This window comes from Sphingomonas sp. (assembly GCF_030145815.1).
Taxonomy (GTDB): Bacteria; Pseudomonadota; Alphaproteobacteria; order Sphingomonadales; family Sphingomonadaceae; genus Sphingomonas.
The window spans coordinates 84,993-105,378 of record NZ_JAIXHL010000015.1 but is presented as its reverse complement, the minus strand read 5'-3'; the positions used below and the strand labels follow the sequence as shown (position 1 = coordinate 105,378).

Annotated in this window: 19 protein-coding genes; 6 read left to right on the top strand and 13 right to left on the bottom strand. The window is 64.5% G+C overall.

The window, feature by feature from the left end; translation table 11 throughout:
• The first annotated feature begins 46 nt into the window (after positions 1 to 46).
• Together KYX69_RS14620 and KYX69_RS14615 are read left to right on the top strand one after the other, a co-directional pair.
• A complete protein-coding gene (locus KYX69_RS14620; protein WP_300498526.1) occupies positions 47 to 1,057 on the top strand; it encodes an aromatic ring-hydroxylating dioxygenase subunit alpha in 1,011 nt (336 codons plus the stop codon).
• 25 nt (positions 1,058 to 1,082) lie between these two features.
• Positions 1,083 to 2,087 carry an aromatic ring-hydroxylating dioxygenase subunit alpha gene (locus tag KYX69_RS14615; RefSeq protein ID WP_126003460.1) on the top strand — a complete coding sequence of 335 codons (1,005 nt, stop codon included), beginning with the start codon at positions 1,083 to 1,085 and terminating at the stop codon, positions 2,085 to 2,087.
• A gap of 21 nt (positions 2,088 to 2,108) precedes the next feature.
• On the opposite strand, the gene KYX69_RS14610 is transcribed toward KYX69_RS14615, so the two are convergent.
• Complete coding sequence (locus KYX69_RS14610; protein WP_126003459.1) at positions 2,109 to 2,894, bottom strand: SDR family oxidoreductase; 786 nt, start codon at positions 2,892 to 2,894, stop codon at positions 2,109 to 2,111.
• Between the two features lie 133 nt (positions 2,895 to 3,027).
• Between KYX69_RS14610 and KYX69_RS14605 the strand changes: the two genes are divergently transcribed.
• Positions 3,028 to 3,792 (top strand): SDR family oxidoreductase, encoded by a 765-nt coding sequence (locus KYX69_RS14605; RefSeq protein ID WP_126003458.1) that lies wholly within the window; start codon positions 3,028 to 3,030, stop codon positions 3,790 to 3,792.
• Between the two features lie 17 nt (positions 3,793 to 3,809).
• The gene (locus tag KYX69_RS14600) at positions 3,810 to 4,295 is read left to right on the top strand and encodes a hypothetical protein (protein WP_126003457.1); all 486 of its coding nucleotides are present in this window, start codon (positions 3,810 to 3,812) and stop codon (positions 4,293 to 4,295) included.
• Here KYX69_RS14600 and KYX69_RS14595 read toward each other — a convergent pair.
• The 12 genes from KYX69_RS14595 to KYX69_RS14540 form a co-directional block, all read right to left on the bottom strand.
• The gene (locus KYX69_RS14595; protein WP_126003456.1) at positions 4,288 to 4,770 is read right to left on the bottom strand and encodes a nuclear transport factor 2 family protein; all 483 of its coding nucleotides are present in this window, start codon (positions 4,768 to 4,770) and stop codon (positions 4,288 to 4,290) included. The genes KYX69_RS14600 and KYX69_RS14595 overlap by 8 nt on opposite strands.
• Positions 4,770 to 5,609 carry a MaoC/PaaZ C-terminal domain-containing protein gene (locus KYX69_RS14590; RefSeq protein ID WP_126003455.1) on the bottom strand — a complete coding sequence of 280 codons (840 nt, stop codon included), beginning with the start codon at positions 5,607 to 5,609 and terminating at the stop codon, positions 4,770 to 4,772. The genes KYX69_RS14595 and KYX69_RS14590 overlap by 1 nt, the downstream gene beginning before the upstream one ends.
• On the bottom strand, positions 5,609 to 6,760 hold the full coding sequence (locus KYX69_RS14585; RefSeq protein WP_126003454.1) for a thiolase: 1,152 nt from the start codon (positions 6,758 to 6,760) through the stop codon (positions 5,609 to 5,611). The genes KYX69_RS14590 and KYX69_RS14585 overlap by 1 nt, the downstream gene beginning before the upstream one ends.
• The gene (locus tag KYX69_RS14580; RefSeq protein ID WP_126003453.1) at positions 6,757 to 7,119 is read right to left on the bottom strand and encodes a Zn-ribbon domain-containing OB-fold protein; all 363 of its coding nucleotides are present in this window, start codon (positions 7,117 to 7,119) and stop codon (positions 6,757 to 6,759) included. Before KYX69_RS14580 ends, KYX69_RS14585 begins: the two co-directional genes overlap by 4 nt.
• Positions 7,119 to 9,221 (bottom strand): acetate--CoA ligase family protein, encoded by a 2,103-nt coding sequence (locus KYX69_RS14575; RefSeq protein WP_300498524.1) that lies wholly within the window; start codon positions 9,219 to 9,221, stop codon positions 7,119 to 7,121. The genes KYX69_RS14580 and KYX69_RS14575 overlap by 1 nt, the downstream gene beginning before the upstream one ends.
• A gap of 74 nt (positions 9,222 to 9,295) precedes the next feature.
• Positions 9,296 to 10,153 carry an alpha/beta fold hydrolase gene (locus tag KYX69_RS14570; RefSeq protein ID WP_126003451.1) on the bottom strand — a complete coding sequence of 286 codons (858 nt, stop codon included), beginning with the start codon at positions 10,151 to 10,153 and terminating at the stop codon, positions 9,296 to 9,298.
• Entirely contained in the window at positions 10,150 to 12,285 is a 2,136-nt protein-coding gene (locus KYX69_RS14565; protein WP_300498523.1) for a CoA transferase, read from the bottom strand. Before KYX69_RS14565 ends, KYX69_RS14570 begins: the two co-directional genes overlap by 4 nt.
• Positions 12,278 to 12,994 (bottom strand): hypothetical protein, encoded by a 717-nt coding sequence (locus KYX69_RS14560; protein WP_126003449.1) that lies wholly within the window; start codon positions 12,992 to 12,994, stop codon positions 12,278 to 12,280. The genes KYX69_RS14565 and KYX69_RS14560 overlap by 8 nt, the downstream gene beginning before the upstream one ends.
• A gap of 2 nt (positions 12,995 to 12,996) precedes the next feature.
• Positions 12,997 to 13,800, bottom strand: a complete 804-nt coding sequence (locus KYX69_RS14555) for an enoyl-CoA hydratase/isomerase family protein (RefSeq protein WP_300498521.1) — start codon at positions 13,798 to 13,800, stop codon at positions 12,997 to 12,999.
• Complete coding sequence (locus tag KYX69_RS14550; RefSeq protein ID WP_126003447.1) at positions 13,797 to 14,915, bottom strand: acyl-CoA dehydrogenase family protein; 1,119 nt, start codon at positions 14,913 to 14,915, stop codon at positions 13,797 to 13,799. Before KYX69_RS14550 ends, KYX69_RS14555 begins: the two co-directional genes overlap by 4 nt.
• A gap of 10 nt (positions 14,916 to 14,925) precedes the next feature.
• A complete protein-coding gene (locus KYX69_RS14545; RefSeq protein WP_300498519.1) occupies positions 14,926 to 16,104 on the bottom strand; it encodes an acyl-CoA dehydrogenase family protein in 1,179 nt (392 codons plus the stop codon).
• A 3-nt stretch (positions 16,105 to 16,107) separates the two neighbouring features.
• Positions 16,108 to 16,890 (bottom strand): enoyl-CoA hydratase-related protein, encoded by a 783-nt coding sequence (locus KYX69_RS14540; protein ID WP_300498518.1) that lies wholly within the window; start codon positions 16,888 to 16,890, stop codon positions 16,108 to 16,110.
• A gap of 196 nt (positions 16,891 to 17,086) precedes the next feature.
• Here KYX69_RS14540 and KYX69_RS14535 point away from each other — a divergent pair, with 196 nt between their 5' ends.
• Positions 17,087 to 19,213, top strand: coding sequence for an acetate--CoA ligase family protein (locus KYX69_RS14535; protein ID WP_300498517.1), 2,127 nt, complete (start codon positions 17,087 to 17,089; stop codon positions 19,211 to 19,213).
• A complete protein-coding gene (locus KYX69_RS14530; protein WP_126003635.1) occupies positions 19,213 to 20,373 on the top strand; it encodes an acyl-CoA dehydrogenase family protein in 1,161 nt (386 codons plus the stop codon). The genes KYX69_RS14535 and KYX69_RS14530 overlap by 1 nt, the downstream gene beginning before the upstream one ends.
• The last annotated feature ends 13 nt before the right edge of the window (positions 20,374 to 20,386 follow it).

The following is a 20,386-nucleotide window of genomic DNA, read 5'->3' as shown; positions in this document are numbered from 1 at the left end:
CGCATCGCGCATGATATTTCGATTTTCGAATTAAATCGAGGCCGCGATGCTCAAGCTCAACATGAAGCCCACCGGTTGGTTCCAGATCGGATGGTCCGGTGAAATTGCTCCCGGTCAAGCCGTGCCTCTGCGTTATTTCTCGCATGACCTCGTCGCCTTTCGCAGCGCTGACGGCCGCCTGAGCGTGCTGGATGCGCATTGCAAACATCTGGGCGCTCATCTCGGGCATGGTGGCAAGGTTCGCGGGGATTGCATCATATGCCCCTATCATGGCTGGGCGTGGCACGAGGACGGCAGCAATGCCAATATCCCCTATCAGGACAAGCCGACCGGAGCGAAGCTGCGCAAATGGTCGGCGATCGAACGTCACGGGCTGATTTTCCTTTGGCACGATCCGAGCGGCGAGGGGCCGCGCGACGGGTGGGAATTGCCCGACCTGTTCGCCGATTTTCCTGAGGGCGTCGCGAACGAGGCTGACTATTATCCCTGCTACCCGCAAGCGGTGGTCGATCGTCCGGGCGAGCATATCCATCCGCAACTGATGATGGAGAACACGGCCGACTCGGTGCACTTCGTGTTCACCCATGGTGCGCCGGAATATCCGCAGCTCACCGACTGCCGGATCGAGGGCAACCGCCTGCGCAGCACCATGGCGTTCAAGTCGCCGAAGACCGGCGAGTTCGCCCTGTTCAACCGCGGCATCAAACCCAATGTCGGCCTATCATTCACCTTTTTCGACGGCAACAATGTCCATTATCGCCTGATCCTCACCGCGACGCCGATCGACGACGAAGCGGCCCATTTCCGGGTCAGCTACTTCCTGCCCCGCGATCCGGCATCGCCCGACACGATGCCGCTCAAGTTGCGCGACTTCGCCGCCCATACCGCAGAGTTGTTCGAAGAGGATGCCCGCATCTGGCGGCATCAGATTTTCGTCCAGCGCCCCGTCTACGCCCAGCAGGATATCAAGGGCTACACGATGCTGCGCAACTGGAGCGAACGCTTCTACGAAGGCGAGGCTGGCACTTCGCCGACCCCCTTTGTCGAGACCCTTTGACAACCGCTACACCGAAGGACGATCGATGCTGAAACTGAGCATGAAACCGACAGGCTGGTTCCAGATCGGCTGGAGCGCGCAGATCGCCCCGGGCGGCGTGGTTCCGATGCGCTATTTCGGCGCCGACATGGTGGCGTTTCGCGATCAGGCCGGCGACCTCGCTGTCATGGATGCGCACTGCAAGCATCTGGGTGCGCATCTCGGCTATGGCGGCAAGGTGAAGCATGGCTGCGTCGTCTGCCCCTATCATGGCTGGATGTGGGACAAAGACGGCCGGAACGCCCAGATCCCTTATCAAGACAAGCCGACCGGCGCGAGGTTGCGCACCCGCCACGTCATCGAGCGGCACGGGTTGATCTTCATGTGGCACGATCCGGCCGGCGGACCGCCGCGCGAGGGCTGGGAGCTGCCTGATCTGTTCGCCGATTTCGATCTGCCGGGAAGCGAGGCGGACTATTATCCCTGTTATCCGCAAGCGGTGGTCGACAAGCCCTCCGAGCCGATCCACCCGCAGCTCATCCAGGAGAATGCGGCAGATTCGATGCACTTCCGCTTCACGCACGGCGCGCCGGAAGATCCCGAACTCCTGTGGTTCGAAACGCCCGGAACGCGCTGGCGCTCGCGCATGGGGTTCAAGTCGGCAAAGACCAAGCAGGTGGCGATGACGCTGCACACGCTGAACATGGGCCCGGGGCTGTCCTTCGCTGCATTCGAGGGGCGCAATCCCTATCGCCTGATCCTGACTGCGACACCGGTAGACGATGCCTTGTCGGACCTTCGTGTCAGTTATTTCCTGCCCCGCGAACCCGCATCCCCCGACGTGATGCCCCAGGCGAAACGTGAATTCGCGAACCATACGATCGAGTTGTTCGAGGAGGATGCGCGCATCTGGCGACATCAGGTCTTCGTTCAGCGCCCGGTGTTCGCGAAACAGGACATTGCCGGGTACATGGCGCTACGCAAATGGAGCGAACAATTTTATGAAGCGCCCGAGGGCACGACACCGACGCGCGCGGTGGTCGAGCTATAGCCCGGCCGCCGCGTCGCCCCGTCAGAACAGCGACTTGTGCTTGCCACCGTCCACGCCGATCCAGTTGCCGCTGATATAGCCGGCCAGGTCGGAGCATAGATAGGCAATGGTCGATGCGATCTCCTCTGGCCGGCCGACCCGGCCCGCCGGAATCAGATCGTGCAGGAATTCGCCGACCTTGTCAGGCGTCACGCCCATCTTCTTCTCGAGATAATTGTACATATTGTCGGTGCCGATCCAGCCCGGGCCGACCGTGTTGCAGGTGATGCCGTACTTCGCCACTTCGTCCGACAGCGTCTTGACGAAACCGACGGCAGCGGGCCGCGTCGTGTTCGCGAGCATATGGTGGATGTTGCCGACAGGCTCCTTCGCGGTGCCAGATCCGACCGCAACAAACCGGCCCCATCCCTTGGTCTTCATTGCCGGAATGACCTCGCGCGCGAGATAGACCACCGACATGGCATAGACGATGAAGAAGCGTTCGAAATCCTCATCCTTCACATCGTCGAAGTCGCCGGCGATATTCTCCATGACGCAGCTGATCGCGATGTCCGGGTCGCCGAATTCCTCACGCACTGCGGCCACCGCGTCACGTACGCCGCTGCGTGTCGTCAGGTCAGCGGAATAGCCCATCGCTGTGCCGCCCCCGCTGCGGATCTGAGCGACCGTGTCGTCGATCGGCCCTTGCGTGCGGGCGACGATCGCCACCTTCGCTCCTTCGTCGGCAAGCATCAGCGCGGCCTCGCGCACCATGCCCTTGCTCCCCCCCGACACGAACGCGACCTTGTCGCGGATACCGAAATCCATCGTCTCTCTCCCTCGAGCCTGTCGTCCAAAGGATCGCCAGTCGCGGGGATTTCGCAACGCGTTGAGGCTAACGATCACAGCCGCGATCCGCTGGACAGCTGGTCGGTGCTATCGAGGGTCCAAGGAGAGCTCGATGGCAGACAGGATGTTGGACGGCCGCCGGATCATCGTGACGGGCGGAGCGAGCGGTATGGGCGAAGGACTGGTCCGCGCGCTGCCCGCGATGGGCGCGCGCGTCGTGTCGCTCGACCTCAACGCCGATGCCGGCGCACGGGTCGCCGGAGAAGCGGGTGCGACTTTCCTTGGGGTCGACGTGACGGACAAGGCCTCGGTCGATGCCGCGACGAACCAAGCCGTCGCTGCGCTGGATGGGCTGGACGTGCTGATCCATGCTGCGGGAATAGCGCCCGGCGCGCCTGCCGAATCGATCCCGCCGGAGCAATGGCTTGAAGCCATCGCCGTCAACGCGACCGGCACCTTCCTGGTCAATCAGGCGGTGTTCCCGCACCTCAAGGATCGGGGCGGCGCGATCATCAACTTCGCATCGTCGGCTGGGATCAAGGGCTATCCGGGCAAGGCAGCCTATGCCGCCGCCAAGGGCGCGGTGGTTGCCTGGGTGCGCTCAATCGCCAGCGAATGGGGCCGCTACAATATCCGCGTCAACGCCATCGCGCCCACCATCTGGACACCGATGTACGACAAGACCCGAGACAGCATGAGCGCCGACCAGCTGGCTGCCCATGATGCCGCACTCAAGGTCGCGATCCCGATCGGCGGCAAGCTCGGCGATATCCGGCGCGATCTGGTGCCGGTGGTCGCGTTCCTCGCTTCAGACGGCGCACACTTCATGACCGGACAGATCATTCCCGTCGATGGCGGGGCCTTGATGATGCGATAACAGACGGGAGAGCGAAGATGCTGGGCGCACCGCGGTTCAAACATATCGACGAGGTTTACGAGCAGGAGGTCGTTCGCATCGAGTTTGCGGACGGGCGAACGGCGTCGATCTATGAACGCTTCCTCGAATCGATGCCACGCTACTTCGCATTCTACAATCGATGGGAGCCGGGGATGATCTCGCTCACCCATGGACACCAGGGCGATCACACCGTGTTCGTGCTCGAAGGCGAAGTGACGGTCGGCGACCGGCTATGCCCCAAGGGCACGCACATCTTCCTGATGCATGGCGACCGCTTCGGCCCCTGGGTCGCCGGGCCTGACGGCTGTGAATTGCTCGGCGTGATCGCCGGCAGTGGCGAGGCATTCTGGTCGGAGCAGGACATGGCCGACTATCTGGCGCTGCTGGACAAAAATGGCGCGAAGCAAGGTACCGTGCCGGCGCTCAAGGACCGCGAACCGTGGAAAGCGAAGGGGAACCCGCTGCCCGGCCCGGTCAGCTAAGCGCGCCCGGCGGTCCCGCCGGTCCGGAGAAGGCCGGATTGGGGTAGGAGCGCCCGTCCGCCTCGATCCGTCCCCGGAAGAAGGGTATGAAAGTCCGGTGGGAGAACCGCCAGCCATCGGCTGTGCGCACCAACCGGTCCTGATAGCTGCCGAAGCAGCAAGACAGACGGTCTTCACCCCTGCGCTGAAGCAATTCGGTGACGGTCCAGTTTGCGGTTGCGCTGTCGCCGTCGACCGAGATGACGCCCGCGCCGCAATTCTGAGCGAGAAAGGCGAGCGGTTCCAGCGTCAGGATCAGCGCCTCCGCGATCGCGGCGCGACCGAGGATGCCAGGCTTGGAGAAGGCAGTCAGAACGCCGTCCTCGGCATAGGTCGCTGCGGCCGCGAGTCCATCGAGCCGCATCACCGCATGGCTGTACGCAGCGGCCAGACGCTGGATCTCGACCTCGTCGATCAGCCGGCGTTCAAGCGGCATCACGCCAATATCGCCCGCCCTCGGTCGAGTACGACCTTGTCGCCGACGCGCGCCCGAAATGCGACCGCGCCATCCTCATCCCAGAGATCAACCGCGATCGTCTCGCCCGGCAGCACCGGCTTGGAAAAGCGCGCTTCGAACGAGGTGATCGCCCTTTCGGGAAATGTCTTCGCGACCGCGACCGCAGCGACGCCATAGGTGGCCAGCCCATGCAGGATCGGACGCGCGAAGCCGGCTTTGGCGGCGAAGGCCGGTTCGGCGTGGAGGGGATTGCGATCGTTGTTGAGGCGATAGATCAACGCCGTGTTCGGATCGGTCGGCATCTCGACCGACCGGTCGGCGGCGCGATCGGGCACCGGTTCAAAGACGTGCGACTCGCCCTGAGGTCCGCCAAAGCCGCCATCAGCGCGGCAGAAGACGCTCGATTCGCTGCGTGCGATCAACGCTCCGGTCGCCTTGTCGATGGTCTCGCGCACCAGGTCCATGACCGCGCCCTTGTCGCCCTTGTCCCAGATCTGGGACACACGGTTGGTAGTGATCACGGTCGCGCCGACGGGCAAGTCGCGAAGCGTCGTCAGCCGCTGCGCGCCATGGACGACCATCGTTCGGGTAATCCCGGTTTCGGGATCGGTCATCCAGTTGCCGGGGTGGCCGATGACGAGGGGCATGGTCGGAAAGACCTTCAGGTCCTTCTCGAACACATAGCGCAGGTCCCACAGGTCCATCGGATCGCGGCCAAGGCCGATCGACAGCGCATAGAACATGACATCGCGGTCGGTAACCACGGATTCGACCGGCGCGAATTCGCGCGAGAGGATATAGTCGGCATTGAGCGGCATCAGAGTGTCTCCGTTGTGCCGAAGATCGTGACCGACTGGCTGGAAAGCGTGCCGCCATTGCCGTGCGCGAGCGCTAGCTTCGCGTCCGCCACTTGCCGCGTGCCCGCCTGACCGCGCAATTGGGTCACCGCCTCCACCATTGTGAACAGCCCATACATGCCGGGATGGACACAGCTCAGGCCGCCGCCATTGGTGTTGACCGGCAGCCGTCCTCCCGGCGCGATCCCGCCTCCGGCGACGAACCGTCCGCCTTCTCCCTTCGGACAAAATCCCAGATCTTCGAGGAACAGGATCGTGTTGATCGTGAAGGCGTCATAGAGTTCGACGACATCGATATCCGATGGCTTCACGCCGGCCTGTTCATAGGCCCGCGCGCCGGCTTCCGATGCTGCAGTCACGGTCAGGTCGGTTGCTTCGGAGATGTTCTTGAACCAGGTCGCCGACGCCGCGCCCAGCAGATAGACGGGAGGTTGAGGCAAGTCTCTTGCCCGATCGGCGCGCGTCATCACGATCGCCGCAGCGCCATCGGTAACGAGGCAGCAATCGCGCACCGTCAGGGGATCGGACACCATCCGCGCGGCCAGCACGTCTTCGATCGTCAGCGAATCGCGAGCGAATGCGTCAGGGTTGAGTTGCGCCCATTTGCGTGCGGCCACCGCAACCTCGGCCAGATGCTCGCGCGTCGTGCCATATTCTTGCATGTGCCGCGCGGCGGCGAGCGCGTAGCTGCTCGGCGGATTGCGCGGCTTGTAGACCTGCTCGTAGGGAAAAGGGGCTGCGCCACTCGACACCAGCCCGCCAGATGCCGACCGCTGGTTGCTGCCGTAAGCAATCAGGACAGCGTCGCACAGGCCGGCTTCGAGTGCGAGCGCCGCCCACATCGCATGAATCTGGAACGCCGACCCGCCGGTGCGCGTCGATTCCACTATTTTGGGCCGGATGCCCAGATATTCAGGAACGGACATCGCACAGAACGGGTCCTGCGGCAGCATCGCAAAGACGCCATCGATGTCCGAAGGCTTCAGCCCCGCATCGGCGATGGCCGCCAGCGATGCCTTGGCCAGCAGTTCCGCCGCCGTATAGCCCGGTGCCGATCCGATACCGAAGGTGGCGCTGCCCACCACCGCCGTCTTGCCGCGTGGAAAGCTCATGCGCCTGCCTCCGTGAACAGGACCGCGGGCTTGCCGTCGATCTCACCGACCTTCGCCTTCACCTTCAGTCCGATTTGCACGGCTGCCGGATCGATATCGACGACGCGGCCCATCATCCGCACCCCCTCGGCGAGATCGATCAGCGCGACATTATAGTCTTCGGCGGGCGGCTTGCTGCGAACCACCGTGGTCGAATAGACGGTTCCGTTCCCCGACGCTTCGACCCATTCGAGATCCGTCTCGCCCGTCCCCGGCACGGCGACGCGCGGAAAGAAGACATAGGTCCCGCTCCCCTTCGCGCGCTGGAGCATGAAGCGCCCTTCGGCGAGAAACGCGAGATATTGTTCTTCGGGCTGCATCAATGGCCTCCGCCGACGGGCTGCCCGGCGACGGCGAGCGCGTCGACCGCGACAACGCCTTCACCCGCCGGGTAGACAAATACGGGATTGAGATCGAGCTGGTCGATATTGCCTTCGGCGCGCGCGAGGTCGGCGACGCGGGAGATGAGCGCCGCCAGCGCGTCGAGATCTCCCGCCGCTTCCCCGCGGACACCTTCCAGGATCGGGGCGGTCTTCAAACGCCCGATCAGCGTCTTTGCCGCCTCGGTCGAAATGGGCGGCGGCGCGAACACCACGTCCTTCAGGACCTCGAGATAGATGCCGCCGGATCCCAACATCACCAGCGGTCCGAAATCGGGATCGCGGGTGATGCCGATCACGATTTCATGCCCCTTGGGCATCATCTTCTGGACCAGAACGCCTTCGATTCGGGCATCGGGCGCATAGGCCTTTGCCGACGCCATGATCCGGTCGAACGCCGCCTCTACATCGCCTTCGCCGACGTTGAGCGCCACACCTCCAGCCTCGGTCTTATGGGCGATATCGGGCGACTGGATCTTCAGCACGACCGGGAAGCCCATCGCGCGCGCTTGTGTGAGTGCCGCCGCTCGATCGCAAACCAGCGCGTTGGATGGCACCGGGATGGCATAGGCCGACAGCAGCGAGCTTGTCTGCAACTCGTTCAATACGCCCGGCGCGATATCGTCGCAAACCGGTGCTGCTGCCGGCGGCAAGACAGGCGCGCGCGCCTTCCAGTCGGCAAGGAAGGCAGCATGTTTGTTCAGCGCCCAAAGGGCAGAGGCGCAACCACGGAAGCTTGCAAAGCCCTGTCCCCCCAGTTCCGCCAGCGCCGCCATATTCTCGGGGTGCGGCAGAATATGCGAATGGAACAGGATCGGCTTGGTCGCGCCCGCATAGAGCGGCCCGAGCAGGTCGGCGAGCGCCTTGACCCGGCCCGGCTTGTGCAGGCCCATATTGACGACAATCGCGTCGATCTCATCGCTATGCTGCAGGCGTTCGAGCACCTTGACCAGCGGCCGCCCGCCTGCCTCGACCGCCTGCGCGGTGACGTCGACCGGATTGGCGGGCGACCCGAATTCGGGAATGAACTCCTGAAGGCTGGCCTGCAAATCCGAAGACAGAACCGGGACGTCGATGCCCGCGGCGCCCAGCAGATCGGCTGCCCAGGCACCTGCGCCGCCCGAAGTCGACACCACCGCCGCACGGGCCACGCGGCCCTGCGGGAATCGCGCCAGCGCTGCTGCGGCCGCCAGCATCTCTTCCATATCGAACACCCGGATCACGCCATAGCGGTCGAACACCGCGTCATAGGCGGTGTCCGCTCCGGTCAGATGGGCGGTGTGGCTGACAGCGGCGCGCTGCCCCGCTTCAGAGCGACCGACTTTCATGACGACGATGGGCACGCCCTTGTCGGCCGCCTTCGCGGCTACCGACGCGAAGCGCGCGGGGTTTTTCAGCCCCTCGATGAACATGACGATGACGCCGCTCCCGCCCTCGTCGAGCAGGTGATCGACGAAATCGAGGGATTCGAGGTCACCTTCATTGCCGGTCGTGATGACGGACTGGAAGTCGAGATTCTCCGACAGCCCGCGCCCGAACAGGCAAAAGCCCAGGCCACCCGATTGCGACACGATTGAAACCTTGCGCCCCGGGCGCGGCGCGGCCCTGCTCTGCGACAGCGCCTCCTCGACCACTGCAGCGAAGGTAGAAGCGATACCGGCGAGATCGAAATACCCCTCGGTGTTCGGCCCCATATAGCGCAGCCCGCTATCGCCGATCGCGTCGGTCAGTTCCGCCATATCGACGCCCGAGGACAGGATCACCGCCGCCTTCGCGCCTGCCGCCACCGCCTCGCGCACCACGCCGGGCACCGTTGCGCCGGGAGTCGCGATCAGCACGAGCTCCACGCCGTCGGGAATCTGGCTCAGACTGGTATAGGCGGCCTGCCCCTGGATCGTACCGCCCCGGGGATGAACCGCATGCACCGCGCCCGGATAGGCGCTGTCCTTTGCCAGCTTGAGCAGCTTGCCGCGAAGCTTGGACGGATCGTCGGCTGCGCCGACCACGGCGATACTGGCGGGCGTGAAGAAGCTCGAAAGCACGTCGGTCGAAAGCCCTTTATGATTGCCCGTTCGCTCTTCGTCGATGCGGGGAACAAGGCAAGTGCGCGGAGCAATCAATCACATACGGGGTGAAGGCCGAACATCCGCTCCAGAAAAGCGAGTGCGGCATCGGCAAAGACATCGTTGCGATCGCCGACGATCATGTGCCCCGCCCCCGCGATCGTTTCGACCTCAAGCTGGGGGACGATCGCACGGAACGCCGCCAGCCCCTCGTCGCTCACGACCTGGCTCCGCTCGCCACGGGTCAGCAGGACCGGCATGGTCAGCCGCGCGGACATTTCTTCGAGAAAGCCCGTGGCTGCGGCAAGTCCGATGCCCTGTTCGCGGTCCATCCAGGCCGGATCCCAATGCCAGTGCCAGCGCCCTGCACCATCGACACGCATGTTTCTCTGCAAGCGTTCGCCCGCGCCCAGCCTCGGTTCCTGCCCGCGGATGCGCGCCAGTTCCGCCGCGGCTTCGTCGGGCGAGCTGAACCCTTCGGGCGGCGCACGCAGCACTTGCGTCACTTCCGCTACCCCGGCCGGATTGGTCCGCGGGACGGTATCGACGATCACCAGCGCGCGGACCCTGTCCGGTCCGGCCTGTGCTCCGGCCACGAGCGAGATCTTGCCGCCGAGCGACGCGCCGACAAGTACACATGGCCGGCCGAGTCCGTCGACTACGGCCAGCAAGTCGCCGACCGTGCGGGCATAGCCATAATGGCCATCGGGTGACCAATCGCTTTCGCCATGCCCGCGCAGGTCGAGCGTGATCGCGCGCCAGCCTCGCTCGCTCAGCCGTTCCGCCGCGCGCGACCAGCCGTGGCGGGTCTGGCCCAATCCGCCCAGCATCAGCACGGGCGGCCCATCGACCGGGCCGAACATGCTCGCCGCCAGCCTTATACCACCCAGTCCCCTGAGCCAGCTGGTCATGCTGCTTTCACAGCTTCGGCAGCGAACAGCGCGGCGCGCGCATCGGCATCAAAGCCGAGCTCCTCCAGAAGCTGCGCGCTATGCTCGCCAAGCAACGGCGGCGGCCGGCGGAGCGGCGTCGCGAGATCGCCGAAACTCCACGCCACGCCGACCTGGTCATAACCGCCATAGGCTGGGTGGTCGAACGAGGCGACGAGGCGCGCTGCGCGATTGTCGGGATCGGCGAGAAAGGCGGCGCCGTTGTCCAGTGCGACGGCGGCGGCCGGATATCCCCGAGCGGTCAGCGCCGCCACCGCCGCTGCTTTGGTCATCGCCTCAATTGCCGTCTCGCTCAACTCGCCGGGCAGGGCATCGCGACCCGAAGCATCGACGACAATCCAGCCATCCGCGCATTCGAACAGCCGCTGCGCCGGCCCGATCCCGATCTGGTCATGATCAAGTCTCGTCATGGCGGCGAGCGTGCCGTCGGGGAGGACGAAGGTCTCCATCGTCGCGAGACTGCCGCCGAGCAATGACGCCGCGACGAACTCGCCGTCCCCCGTCGCGTCACGCCTGAGCAATGCGAGCAACGTCGCCACGACCGATGCAAGCGCGCAGAGGTGATCCATCATCCCGAAACGACACCAGGTCGGGCGATTACCCTCGCCCGCATTCGCCGCTTCCCATCCGGAAGCAGCCTGGAACAACTGGTCGTAGCCGGGCCAGTCCTTGCGCGGCCCCTGCGGGCCATAGGAATTGACGTGGCAATAGACGGCGCGCGGGTTGGTGGCGCGAACCGCATCCCAGCCAAAGCCCAGCTTTTCCGCGGCAGGCATCCGCTGATTATGGTGGACCACATCGGCCCATCCGATCAGCTTCTCGAGCACCTTGCCCGCATCGGGATGCTTGAGCGCGACTGCGATGTCCCGCTTGTTGCGCTGGCATCCATTGAACGCCCAGTCGGCATGGCGCAGCGGGTCGCCCGTCGTCGATTCGACCTTCACGACGTCCGCGCCCATATCGGCGAGCAACTGCGGTGCCAGCGGCCCTGCCAGGAAATTGCCGAAATCGGCGATCTTCAAGCCCTGCAGCGGCGACGCCATCGCGCACGCTTCGACCATGGGTTGGCCTGTCGGCGTTCCGCTCGCGACCTGCATCGGCGGCCCGGGCTGGCGGGTCCGGCCAAACCGCGCATCTTCGACATCGACGACATAGGAATTCGCCGCCGCCTGCTCGTCATCATAGAGTGCGCCCATGTTCTGCACCGGTTGGACCGGCACATCGGACGCCCAGAGTTCCTCCAGCCACTCGCTGCGTGGGCGGGTCTTGAAGATCGCCTCGATCGCACCGCGATCCTCGATATATTTGATCACGGCGTTCGCATATCTGGCGTTGTGTGAGGCGCGTGTGTCCGGGTCCATTGCCGCCAGCGCGCGCGCGACGGAGGGCGCTTTGATCGGCTGGCCCATGGTGTGCATCCACAGACCGTCCCCACATTCGAACAGCGTCGCCCCCGCATCCTTCGGAAACCCGAATTTGAGCGCCGGCGACGGCCTGTCGGCGCGGTGCCAGATCAGCGCGGTCGGAATCAGCGCGCCCTGCAACAGGCTGGTCGCTACCGGTCCGCCCTTGCCCGTCCGCCGGCGCGCGTAGAGCCGCGCCAGCACGCCGATCGCCGCGAGATAGCCCGCATGCGCGCTGCCCAGCGGAAAGCGCAGCCAGACCGGGCCATCGCGTGCCACGGCCTTCTGCTCGTCCAGCAGGCCGGCTTCGGCCAGGACGAGCGCATCGCTGACCGGGCGATTCTCACTCGGATGACCGGCAGGCCAGCCGCCGACCGCGACATGGATCAGTGCCGGGTGACGCGCGGAGAGCGTCGCGCTATCGAGGCCGAGCGCGCCCGCGGCGGCGGGCAGCACGTCGTGGATCACTGCATCGACTTCGCCGAGCAGCGCATCAAGCCGCGCCGTGCTGAATGGCTCGCGCTGTTTGTAGCGGTTCCACAGCGCATCTTGCTCGGGACTGAGAAGCGCATCGTCGCGGTCGAGCTTGATCACCGTGGCGCCGCTCTGCGCCAACAGCAATCCTGCCGCGGACACCGCCTGTCCGGCACCAAGATCGAGCACCTTGAAACCGCGCAACACGTCAGTCATCCCGCTCTCCGCTCAGCATTTTTTCTGGATGATTCGAGAAATCCCGAATCGTGTCGGGTTCGCGCAGTGCCTGTCCGGCGCGCTCGGGCGCATAGGTGAAGCAGGATCCGATCATCTGGTTCATCCCGCTTGCCGCAGCGCCAACGGGAAAATCGAAAAAGCGGGTACCGGACACCATCACACCCCGGCGAAGCATCAGTCCGGCTTCGATGAGATTCTCCGGCTGCGCCCGGGTCCAGGCATCGAACGCCCGCCGGTCGCCCGTTGGCACGCCGACCGAGTTTTCGCGAACATCGTCGAACTGCCAGTGCAACAGCGTCTCGCCATCGCGATCAATCTCGGCAACGGTCACGCCCCCGACCGGATCGGATACGCGAATGTCGTAGGTGAACGGCGCAGGATCGAGCGCATGTCGCGCGGCGACAACGAACAGGTCGTACAGATGCGTGCAATGATCGCGCTGATTTTCAACCAGCGCCGCCTCGGCGAGCGCGACCCCAGCCATCCGCTCGGCAAGAAACTCCCCGGCGGCGGGGCAGGTCGACCAGGGGTAGCGCGGCGCCCGCGTCTCCACCGCTTCGATCCGGGTGCCATCATGGATCAGCGACACGCCAAAGCAATGCGCGTCATCCTCCATGTCGACCTCGATGCGCCCGTCTCCCGGCACGACGCGAACACGCCGCCGGTAGCCGGTGAACGCGTCGGCCACCGTCACTCCCCGCTGAAGTTCGGCTTGCGCTTTTCGCCGATGGCCTCGATCGCCTCGGCATGATCCCGGCTGATGTTGGACAGGCCTTCATAGGCCATGCCGGTATCCATCGCAGCATGTGCAAGCTGGCGCAGCGGCTGGTTGATCGTCATCTTCGTGCCGTAGATCGACATGCTCGCACCATTGGCCAGCCTCTCGATCCAGCGATCGGCGATCGCAGTCGCATCTTCTAACGTGGGCGCGGATTCGGCGATCAGACCGAGGTCCGCAGCTTCCCTGCCCGTGATCGGCTCTCCCAGCATCAGGAACTTGCGCGCCTTGGCATAACCCATCATTTGCGGCCAGATCAGCGACCCGCCATCGCCCGCGACGAGCCCGATATTGACGTGCGGGTCGGCAATCTTGGTATCGTCCGTCGCCACCACGAAATCGCATAGCAACGGCAGCGTCGCGCCCAGACCCATCGCATGGCCGTGGATCCGGGCGATGGTCGGCTTGGGACAATCCAGCACGGTATAGACCAGCCGCCGCGAGTTCCAGATGCCCTTGAAGAACAGTCCGGGATCCTCGACCTTGCGCTTCATCTGGGCGAAATCACCGCCCCCGCAGAACGACTTGCCCTCGCCCGACAACACCACGCACCGCACTCGCTCATCGAACGTCGCGTCATGGAAGGCATCCGAGATCTGTTCGTTCACCGGATCGTCGATGATATTGCGCTTTTCGGGCCGGTTCAGCGTCAAACGCAGGACAGCGCCGTCAAGCTGGACGCTGAGCTTGTCATAGCGGGAATAGTCGAATTTCATGCCGGTGCTCCTGCCGCAGCGAAACGGCGCAGATGGAAAGCGGGATCGCCGAACATCTGATTCAGCGTGTTGAGGCGGATATAGTGATGGCCGACATCCAGTTCCTCGGACACGCCCATGCCGCCGTGAAGCTGGACCGCCTGATAGCCGACGAACTTGCCTGACTTGCCGATCTGGACCTTGGCGGCAGAGACGATGCGTGCCCGCTCAACCGGATCGTCATTGAGCGACATCGCCGCGACATAGGCCATCGAGCGCGCGGTTTCGGTCTGGATGTACATGTCCGCCATACGGTGTTGCAGCACCTGAAACTTGGCGAGCGGCGCGCCATATTGTTCGCGGGTGCGGGTATATTCGGCAGTGGCGGGCACGAGATGGCCCATCGACCCGATCGCCTCGCCACATGCTGCAGCGATACCATGGTCGAGCGCCAGTTCGACCAGCGCAACACCGCCGCCGATCTCGCCCAGCACCGCATCTTCGCCGACGCTCAGTGCGTCGATCACGACTTCCGCTGCACCGTGCGCGTCGATCATGCGGAAGCTGCGCCGGGCGACCTGGTCTGCAGCGACGAGGAACAAGGTTATGCCGTCGCATTCCCCCAATGCGCCCGAGGTCCGCGCCGCCACGATGAACGTGTCGGCGCTGTCACCGCCGATCACCACCGGCATCCGCCCACTGATCGTCCAGCCGGCGCCCGCTGCAGCCGCAGTAAAGCTGTGATGCTCTGCGCTGCGCAGCACGTGCGTCGAGCCCGCCGCCAGCGCCAACCGCGCATCGCCCGCAATTACCTGTTGGATCAGATCGGTGCGCCCGCCCGCAATCAGCAGCCGGCCGCACACGATCGCGGTCATCAGATAGGGCAGCGTCACCAGATGCCGTCCGAAACGCTCCATCACCACCAACGCATCGACGGGCGACGCGCCATAGCCCCCGACTTCTTCGGGGAAGGCGGCGCCGACCAAGCCCAGTTCGGCCATCTCGCGCCATAACTGCGCCTGCCCCTCGAGGTCGCCGAGCAACTTGTTTCGTGTAACGAGGTCGTATTTGTCGGTCAGGAACCGGTCGACCGTGTCGTGCAGCATCTGCTGGTTGTCGTTGTAATGAAAATCCATCGTTCCGCCCTCAGACGTTCAGCAGCCGGCGCGCAATGATGTTGCGCTGAATCTCGGAACTGCCGCCGTAGATGGTGAGCTTGCGCCGGTCGAAATGCTGTTGCGCCATATAGGCGCTTTCGATCGGCACCACGCCCGCTGACACGGTCAGGGGATGCGTCAGGCTGACGATCTCGCCGACCTCCATCAGCAATTCGGTCAGCGCCTGCTGGACCTCGCCGCCTCGTATCTTGAGCACCGAGACTTCCGGTCCGGGTGCCTTGCCCGACAATTCATCGGCCAGCACGCGATAGGCGGTGTAGCGTAGCGCCAGCAGATCGGTCTCGACCTCCGCGACGCGCTGGGCGAGAACCGGATCATCGCCCAGCGGCGCCCCACCCGGCCCGATACGGCCAAGCGCGCCACGCAACTGCCGCGACAACGCCATGCTCGGGCCAATGCCGGCGCCGACCAGCCGCTCGTGGCCCAGCAGGAATTTGGTGATGGTCCAGGCATCGCCTTCCTGGCCCAGCAAATTGGCGACCGGCACGCGGACATCGGTGATCTGCACCTCGTTGACCGCGTGCATGCCACCCAGCGTCAGGATCGGACTGACCGTCACGCCCGGCTGTTCCATGTCGATCAGCAGGAACGAGATCCCTGCCTGCTTGGGTCCGTCAGCGGACGTGCGGACCAGGCAGAAGATCTTGTTCGCCATGTGCGCCCAGCTGGTCCACAGCTTGGTGCCGTTGACGATATAGTCGTCGCCGTCGCGCACCGCTCGCATCTGAAGCGCAGCGAGATCCGACCCGGCCTGCGGCTCCGAAAAGCCCTGACACCACCAGTCCTCGCCTGACAGGATCCGGGGCAGCAATTCCCGCTTCTGCGCCTCAGTGCCGAATTCGACGATCACCGGCCCCAGCAGGTCGAGCGAGGGGATATTCGCGCGTGGGGCGCCCGCCAGCGCCGATTCCTCGTCCCAGATGAAGCGTTCGAGCGGCCCCCAGCCGGTGCCGCCCCATTGCGTGGGCCAGCTCGGCGCCAGCCAGCCCTGCTTCTCCAGGATTCGCTGCCAGCGCTGATGGTCGTCCTTGCTCAGCTTCCTGCCATAGAGCGTCGCCTCCGCCAGTTCGGGAGGAAGCTTGTCGCGCAGGAAGCCCCGCATCTCCTCGCGCAGCGCCTCGGCTTCAGGCGGGATCTTCAAATCCATCGTTCAGGCCCCCCGGAACATCGGTGCGCGCTTTTCTTTGAACGCCGTACGGCCCTCGACATAGTCCTGGCTCAACGCCAGGACCGGCTGCGCATCGCTTTCGGCATGAAGCACATCTTCCAGCGAATTCGGTCCCCGCGCCATGACCCGCTTCATCGCGGCAATGGCGAGCGGCGCGACACCGGCAAAACCCGCAGCAACTTCCAGGGCCGTAGCCAGTGCGCTTCCCGCAGGCACCACCCGGTTCGCAAGACCCAAGGCACCAGCCTCAGTTGCTTCGACGATCCGTCCCGTCAGCATCATCTCGCGCGCGCGCCCCGGCCCGACGCGCTGCGGCAGCGACCAGAGCATCCCTGCGTCCGCCATCAGCCCGATCTTGCCGAAGGATGCACAGAAGCGTGCGCTCTCGCCCGCCACCAGGACGTCGCAGGCCGTAGCAAGCGACATGCCCGCGCCATAGGCATAGCCTTCGACCGCCGCAATCGTCGGCTTGGGTCCGCCGCTCAGCAACCGCACAATGTCCTGCAGGATCGCGATGTTGCGCTTGGTCCGCTGCGCGTCCGGCGCGACGGCGCCGTTCGTCGGCTGCAACTGACCGCCCGAACAGAAATTTCCTCGTGCCCCCGTCAGCACCACCGCCCGAATGTCGGGATTATTGCCCGCTTCGCGCAGATGGCCAAGCAATGCCTCGCGCATTTCGAGCGAGATCGCGTTGCGCAATTGCGGCACGTTCAGCGTCAAGACGACGACGCCATCTTGTTCGCGCTGCAGAATGAATTCCGACATGAAGCCCCTGTAATCAAATACCGCTCGACAGACGCGATGATCCCGCTGTCCGGCGCTGAATTGGCGTTGATGATGTATCCAGTTGGTCGGCGGGCGTATACCGGTGCAGGCCCCGTCCCCGGGGGTTAGCATGGATGTGTTGGTTTCGGCGCGACGGTTGGAAGCGCCGCCGCTTCAGGTCAAAGGCAACCCAATCATGGCCACTTTACTCAAACCATCTTCGCCGGAAGCCGACAACCTCACCGCATTGTTTGCGCCCCGCTCCGTCGCTGTCATCGGCGCGTCGAGCGACCAGCGTCGCTTCGGCGGGCGTCCGATCCAGTATCTGCTCGAAGCGGGCTTCGAAGGGCCGGTCTACCCCGTTAACCCGGGCCGACCGGATATCCAGGGGCTGACCGCCTATCCGTCGATTCTGGATGTCCCCGGACCCGTCGATTGCGCGATCCTCGCCATTTCCGCCGATGCGACGCAGCAGACGATCGAGGATTGCATTGCACGGGGTGTAAAGAGCGCGGTGCTGTATGGCGCCGGTTTCTCCGAAACGGGCGAAGAGGGCCGCGCGCGGCAGGACCGTATCGTTGCAACTGCGCGCGAGGCGGGGATGCGGCTGCTCGGCCCGAACTGCATGGGCCTGATGAACACCCATGCCCGCTTCTACGGCACCTTCGCCTCGGCGCTGGAGGAGGGCGTTCCCGCCCCTGGCCGGATCGCCGTCGCGAGCCAGAGCGGCGGTTATGGCGGCTATCTGATGAAGCACCTGTTCCGGCGCGGCCTCGGCATCAGCCAATGGGTGACGACCGGCAACGAGGCCGATGTCGATATCGGCGACGCATTATGGTGGATGGCGGGCCAGGACGAAAGCGACGTGCTGCTGGCCTATATCGAGGGGCTGCGCGACGCGGACAAGCTGATCGCTGCGCTCGACCGCGCCCGCCGCGCGAACAAGCCGGTCGTGATGATGAAGGTCGGCCGCACGGCCGAGGGAAGCGCCGCGGCTGCAAGCCACACGGCATCGCTGACCGGCGAGGACAGCATCTATGACGCGGTCTTCGACCAATATGGCGTCCACCGGGCGCGCACGACCGACGAACTGCTCGACATCGCCTATGCGCTGTCCAAGGGTGTACTGCCCAAGGGGCCCCGCGTCGGCGTGATCAGCATCTCCGGCGGGGTCGGGGTGCAGATCGCCGATTTCGTCAGCGACGCGGGCCTGAAGATGGGTACGGTTCCCTCGGAGACCCAGGCGACGCTGAAGGCGCTGGTGCCGCATTGCTCGCCCGCCAATCCGATCGACATGACCGGGCTGGTCACGACCAACCATGACATCATGGAAAAGACGCTGGATGCGGTGTTCGCTTCCAAGGCATTCGACGCGACGCTGATCTTTCTCGGCATTGCCGGTGCCGCGCCTTCGATGGCTCGTCCGTTGCAACAGGCGATTGCCAATGCCCATGCCCGCGCGCCCGATCAGCTCGTCTTCGTCTCAGTCACGACAGACGCTGAAATGGTCCGCGAATATGATGCGAAGGGACTGCTCGCGTTCGAGGACCCCTCGCGCGCCATCGCTGCGCTCTCAGCCTTGTCGAAGTTCCACGATACCTTCGCGCAGCCTGCGCGCGAGCCCTTGGCCCTGCCCCCTGCGACACCACTCGGTGTTCACGGCAAGCTAAACGAAGCTCAAGCGAAGACGTTGCTGGAACAGGTCGGCGTGCCATCGCCCAAGGAAGCGCTGGCGAGCGATGCACAGCACGCGGTGCAGCTGGCCGCTGGAATCGGCTTTCCCGTCGTCGTGAAGGTCGTTTCCGCCGATATCCTGCACAAGACCGAAGTGGGGGGCGTCGCGCTGGGCCTCGCGTCGGCGGAGGCCGTACATGATGCGGTCGCGCGGATGGCGGAGAGCATCCCCCAGCACCTGCCGGATGCAAAGATCGACGGCTACCTGATTTCCGAAATGGTGAGCGGCGGGGTCGAGACGATCGTCGGTATCCACCAAGACGAAGCGTTCGGGCCGGTCGTCACTTTCGGCCTTGGTGGAACCCTGGTCGAACTGATCAAGGACACGGTGTGCGCCCTGGCCCCGGTCAGCGAAGCGCAGGCGCGAAAGATGATCGAGAGCCTCAAGACCGCGCCGCTGTTGACCGGATGGCGCGGATCACCGCGCCACGACATCGAAGCACTGGCGAAGGCCATTTCGGGCCTGTCGATCCTCGCCGTGCAGCATCGCGACACGCTGGCGACGATCGAAGTGAATCCGCTTGTGGCGCGACCCGGTCAGGGTGGGGTCGTCGCGCTCGACGCAGTCATCGAGACAAAGGCAGAATGATGGATTTCCAACTTAGCGACGACCAGAAAGACCTACAGGAAACCGCACGAAAATTTGCGCGATCCGAACTGATGGAGCTTTCGCGTGAGATGGAGGAGAAGGCGATGCCGCTCCCCGACGCAATGCGCAAACGCTACGCCGAAATGGGCTTTCTGGGTATCAACCTGCCCGAGCAATATGGTGGCCTGGGTCTCGGGCACCTCGAAGCACTGCTGGTGCTCGAACAGTTTGCGATGATTTCGCCGGCCGTCGCATGGCCCATCTTCGAGAGCGCCACGGGCCCTGTACGCACCGTCGAACATTTCGCGAGCGAGACCCTCAAGGCGCGCATTCTTCCCGAAGTCATCAGGGGCGAGAAGATTGTCGCGGTCTCCATGTCCGAACCCGGGGCAGGCACCGCGCTCACCGACCTCAAGACCGCAGCCCGCTACGAGGGCGATGAGATCGTCGTGTCAGGCCAGAAACGCTGGTGCTCGGGCGGTGGCCATTCTGACGTCTATATCGTCTATTGCCGCTTCGAGGACGAGCCGGGCGCCAAGGGCATCGGCGCGGTGCTGGTCGAGAAGGAGTGCAAGGGGATCAGCTTTGGACGTCCGGAAAGCCTGATGGGCTTTCGCGGCATCCCCTCGGCCGACATCTACCTCGACGAAGTACGCGTGCCGAAGGACAATCTGATCGTGCCCAAGGGCGGCTTCGGCAAGCTGATGACAGCGTTCAGCCTCGAACGCTGCGGCAACGCTACCATGGGCCTGGGCATCGCCGCCGCTGCATTGGAGGAGGCGACCGAATATTCGCAGGAACGCCAGCAGTTCGGCAAGCCGATCGTCGATTTCCAGGCGATCCAGCTGAAGCTCGCCGAGATGGCGATGAAGGTAGAGGCATCACGCCTGCTGATCTATCGCGCCGCGGTAAACGCCAGCCAGGGCCTGCCCTCGATCCTCGACAGCTCGCTCGCCAAATGCTTCTCGAACGAAATGGTGGTCGAGGTCGCGTCCAAGGGACTGCAAATCATGGGCGGCTATGGCTACTCCAAGGAGTATCGCATGGAGCAGCGCGTGCGCGACAGCTACGCCTGGGGCATCGCGGGCGGCACAACCGACGTTCAGAAAACCAACATCGCATCCGCATTGGTCGGGCGGCGCTTCAACCAGCGCGCCTGACCCGGCTTCCCGG

Coding starts and splice junctions, on each gene's coding strand:
- KYX69_RS14580 (WP_126003453.1), bottom strand. CDS start 7,119: ATGCAGCCCGAAGAACAATATCTCGCGTTTCTCGCCGAAGGGCGCTTC.
- KYX69_RS14590 (WP_126003455.1), bottom strand. CDS start 5,609: ATGCCGCTCAATGCCGACTATATCCTCTCGCGCGAATTCGCGCCGGTC.
- KYX69_RS14540 (WP_300498518.1), bottom strand. CDS start 16,890: ATGTCGGAATTCATTCTGCAGCGCGAACAAGATGGCGTCGTCGTCTTG.
- KYX69_RS14595 (WP_126003456.1), bottom strand. CDS start 4,770: ATGCCGCTTGAACGCCGGCTGATCGACGAGGTCGAGATCCAGCGTCTG.
- KYX69_RS14620 (WP_300498526.1), top strand. CDS start 47: ATGCTCAAGCTCAACATGAAGCCCACCGGTTGGTTCCAGATCGGATGG.
- KYX69_RS14615 (WP_126003460.1), top strand. CDS start 1,083: ATGCTGAAACTGAGCATGAAACCGACAGGCTGGTTCCAGATCGGCTGG.
- KYX69_RS14550 (WP_126003447.1), bottom strand. CDS start 14,915: ATGGATTTTCATTACAACGACAACCAGCAGATGCTGCACGACACGGTC.
- KYX69_RS14610 (WP_126003459.1), bottom strand. CDS start 2,894: ATGGATTTCGGTATCCGCGACAAGGTCGCGTTCGTGTCGGGGGGGAGC.
- KYX69_RS14605 (WP_126003458.1), top strand. CDS start 3,028: ATGGCAGACAGGATGTTGGACGGCCGCCGGATCATCGTGACGGGCGGA.
- KYX69_RS14545 (WP_300498519.1), bottom strand. CDS start 16,104: ATGGATTTGAAGATCCCGCCTGAAGCCGAGGCGCTGCGCGAGGAGATG.
- KYX69_RS14565 (WP_300498523.1), bottom strand. CDS start 12,285: ATGACTGACGTGTTGCGCGGTTTCAAGGTGCTCGATCTTGGTGCCGGA.
- KYX69_RS14570 (WP_126003451.1), bottom strand. CDS start 10,153: ATGACCAGCTGGCTCAGGGGACTGGGTGGTATAAGGCTGGCGGCGAGC.
- KYX69_RS14555 (WP_300498521.1), bottom strand. CDS start 13,800: ATGAAATTCGACTATTCCCGCTATGACAAGCTCAGCGTCCAGCTTGAC.
- KYX69_RS14600 (WP_126003457.1), top strand. CDS start 3,810: ATGCTGGGCGCACCGCGGTTCAAACATATCGACGAGGTTTACGAGCAG.
- KYX69_RS14585 (WP_126003454.1), bottom strand. CDS start 6,760: ATGAGCTTTCCACGCGGCAAGACGGCGGTGGTGGGCAGCGCCACCTTC.
- KYX69_RS14530 (WP_126003635.1), top strand. CDS start 19,213: ATGGATTTCCAACTTAGCGACGACCAGAAAGACCTACAGGAAACCGCA.
- KYX69_RS14535 (WP_300498517.1), top strand. CDS start 17,087: ATGGCCACTTTACTCAAACCATCTTCGCCGGAAGCCGACAACCTCACC.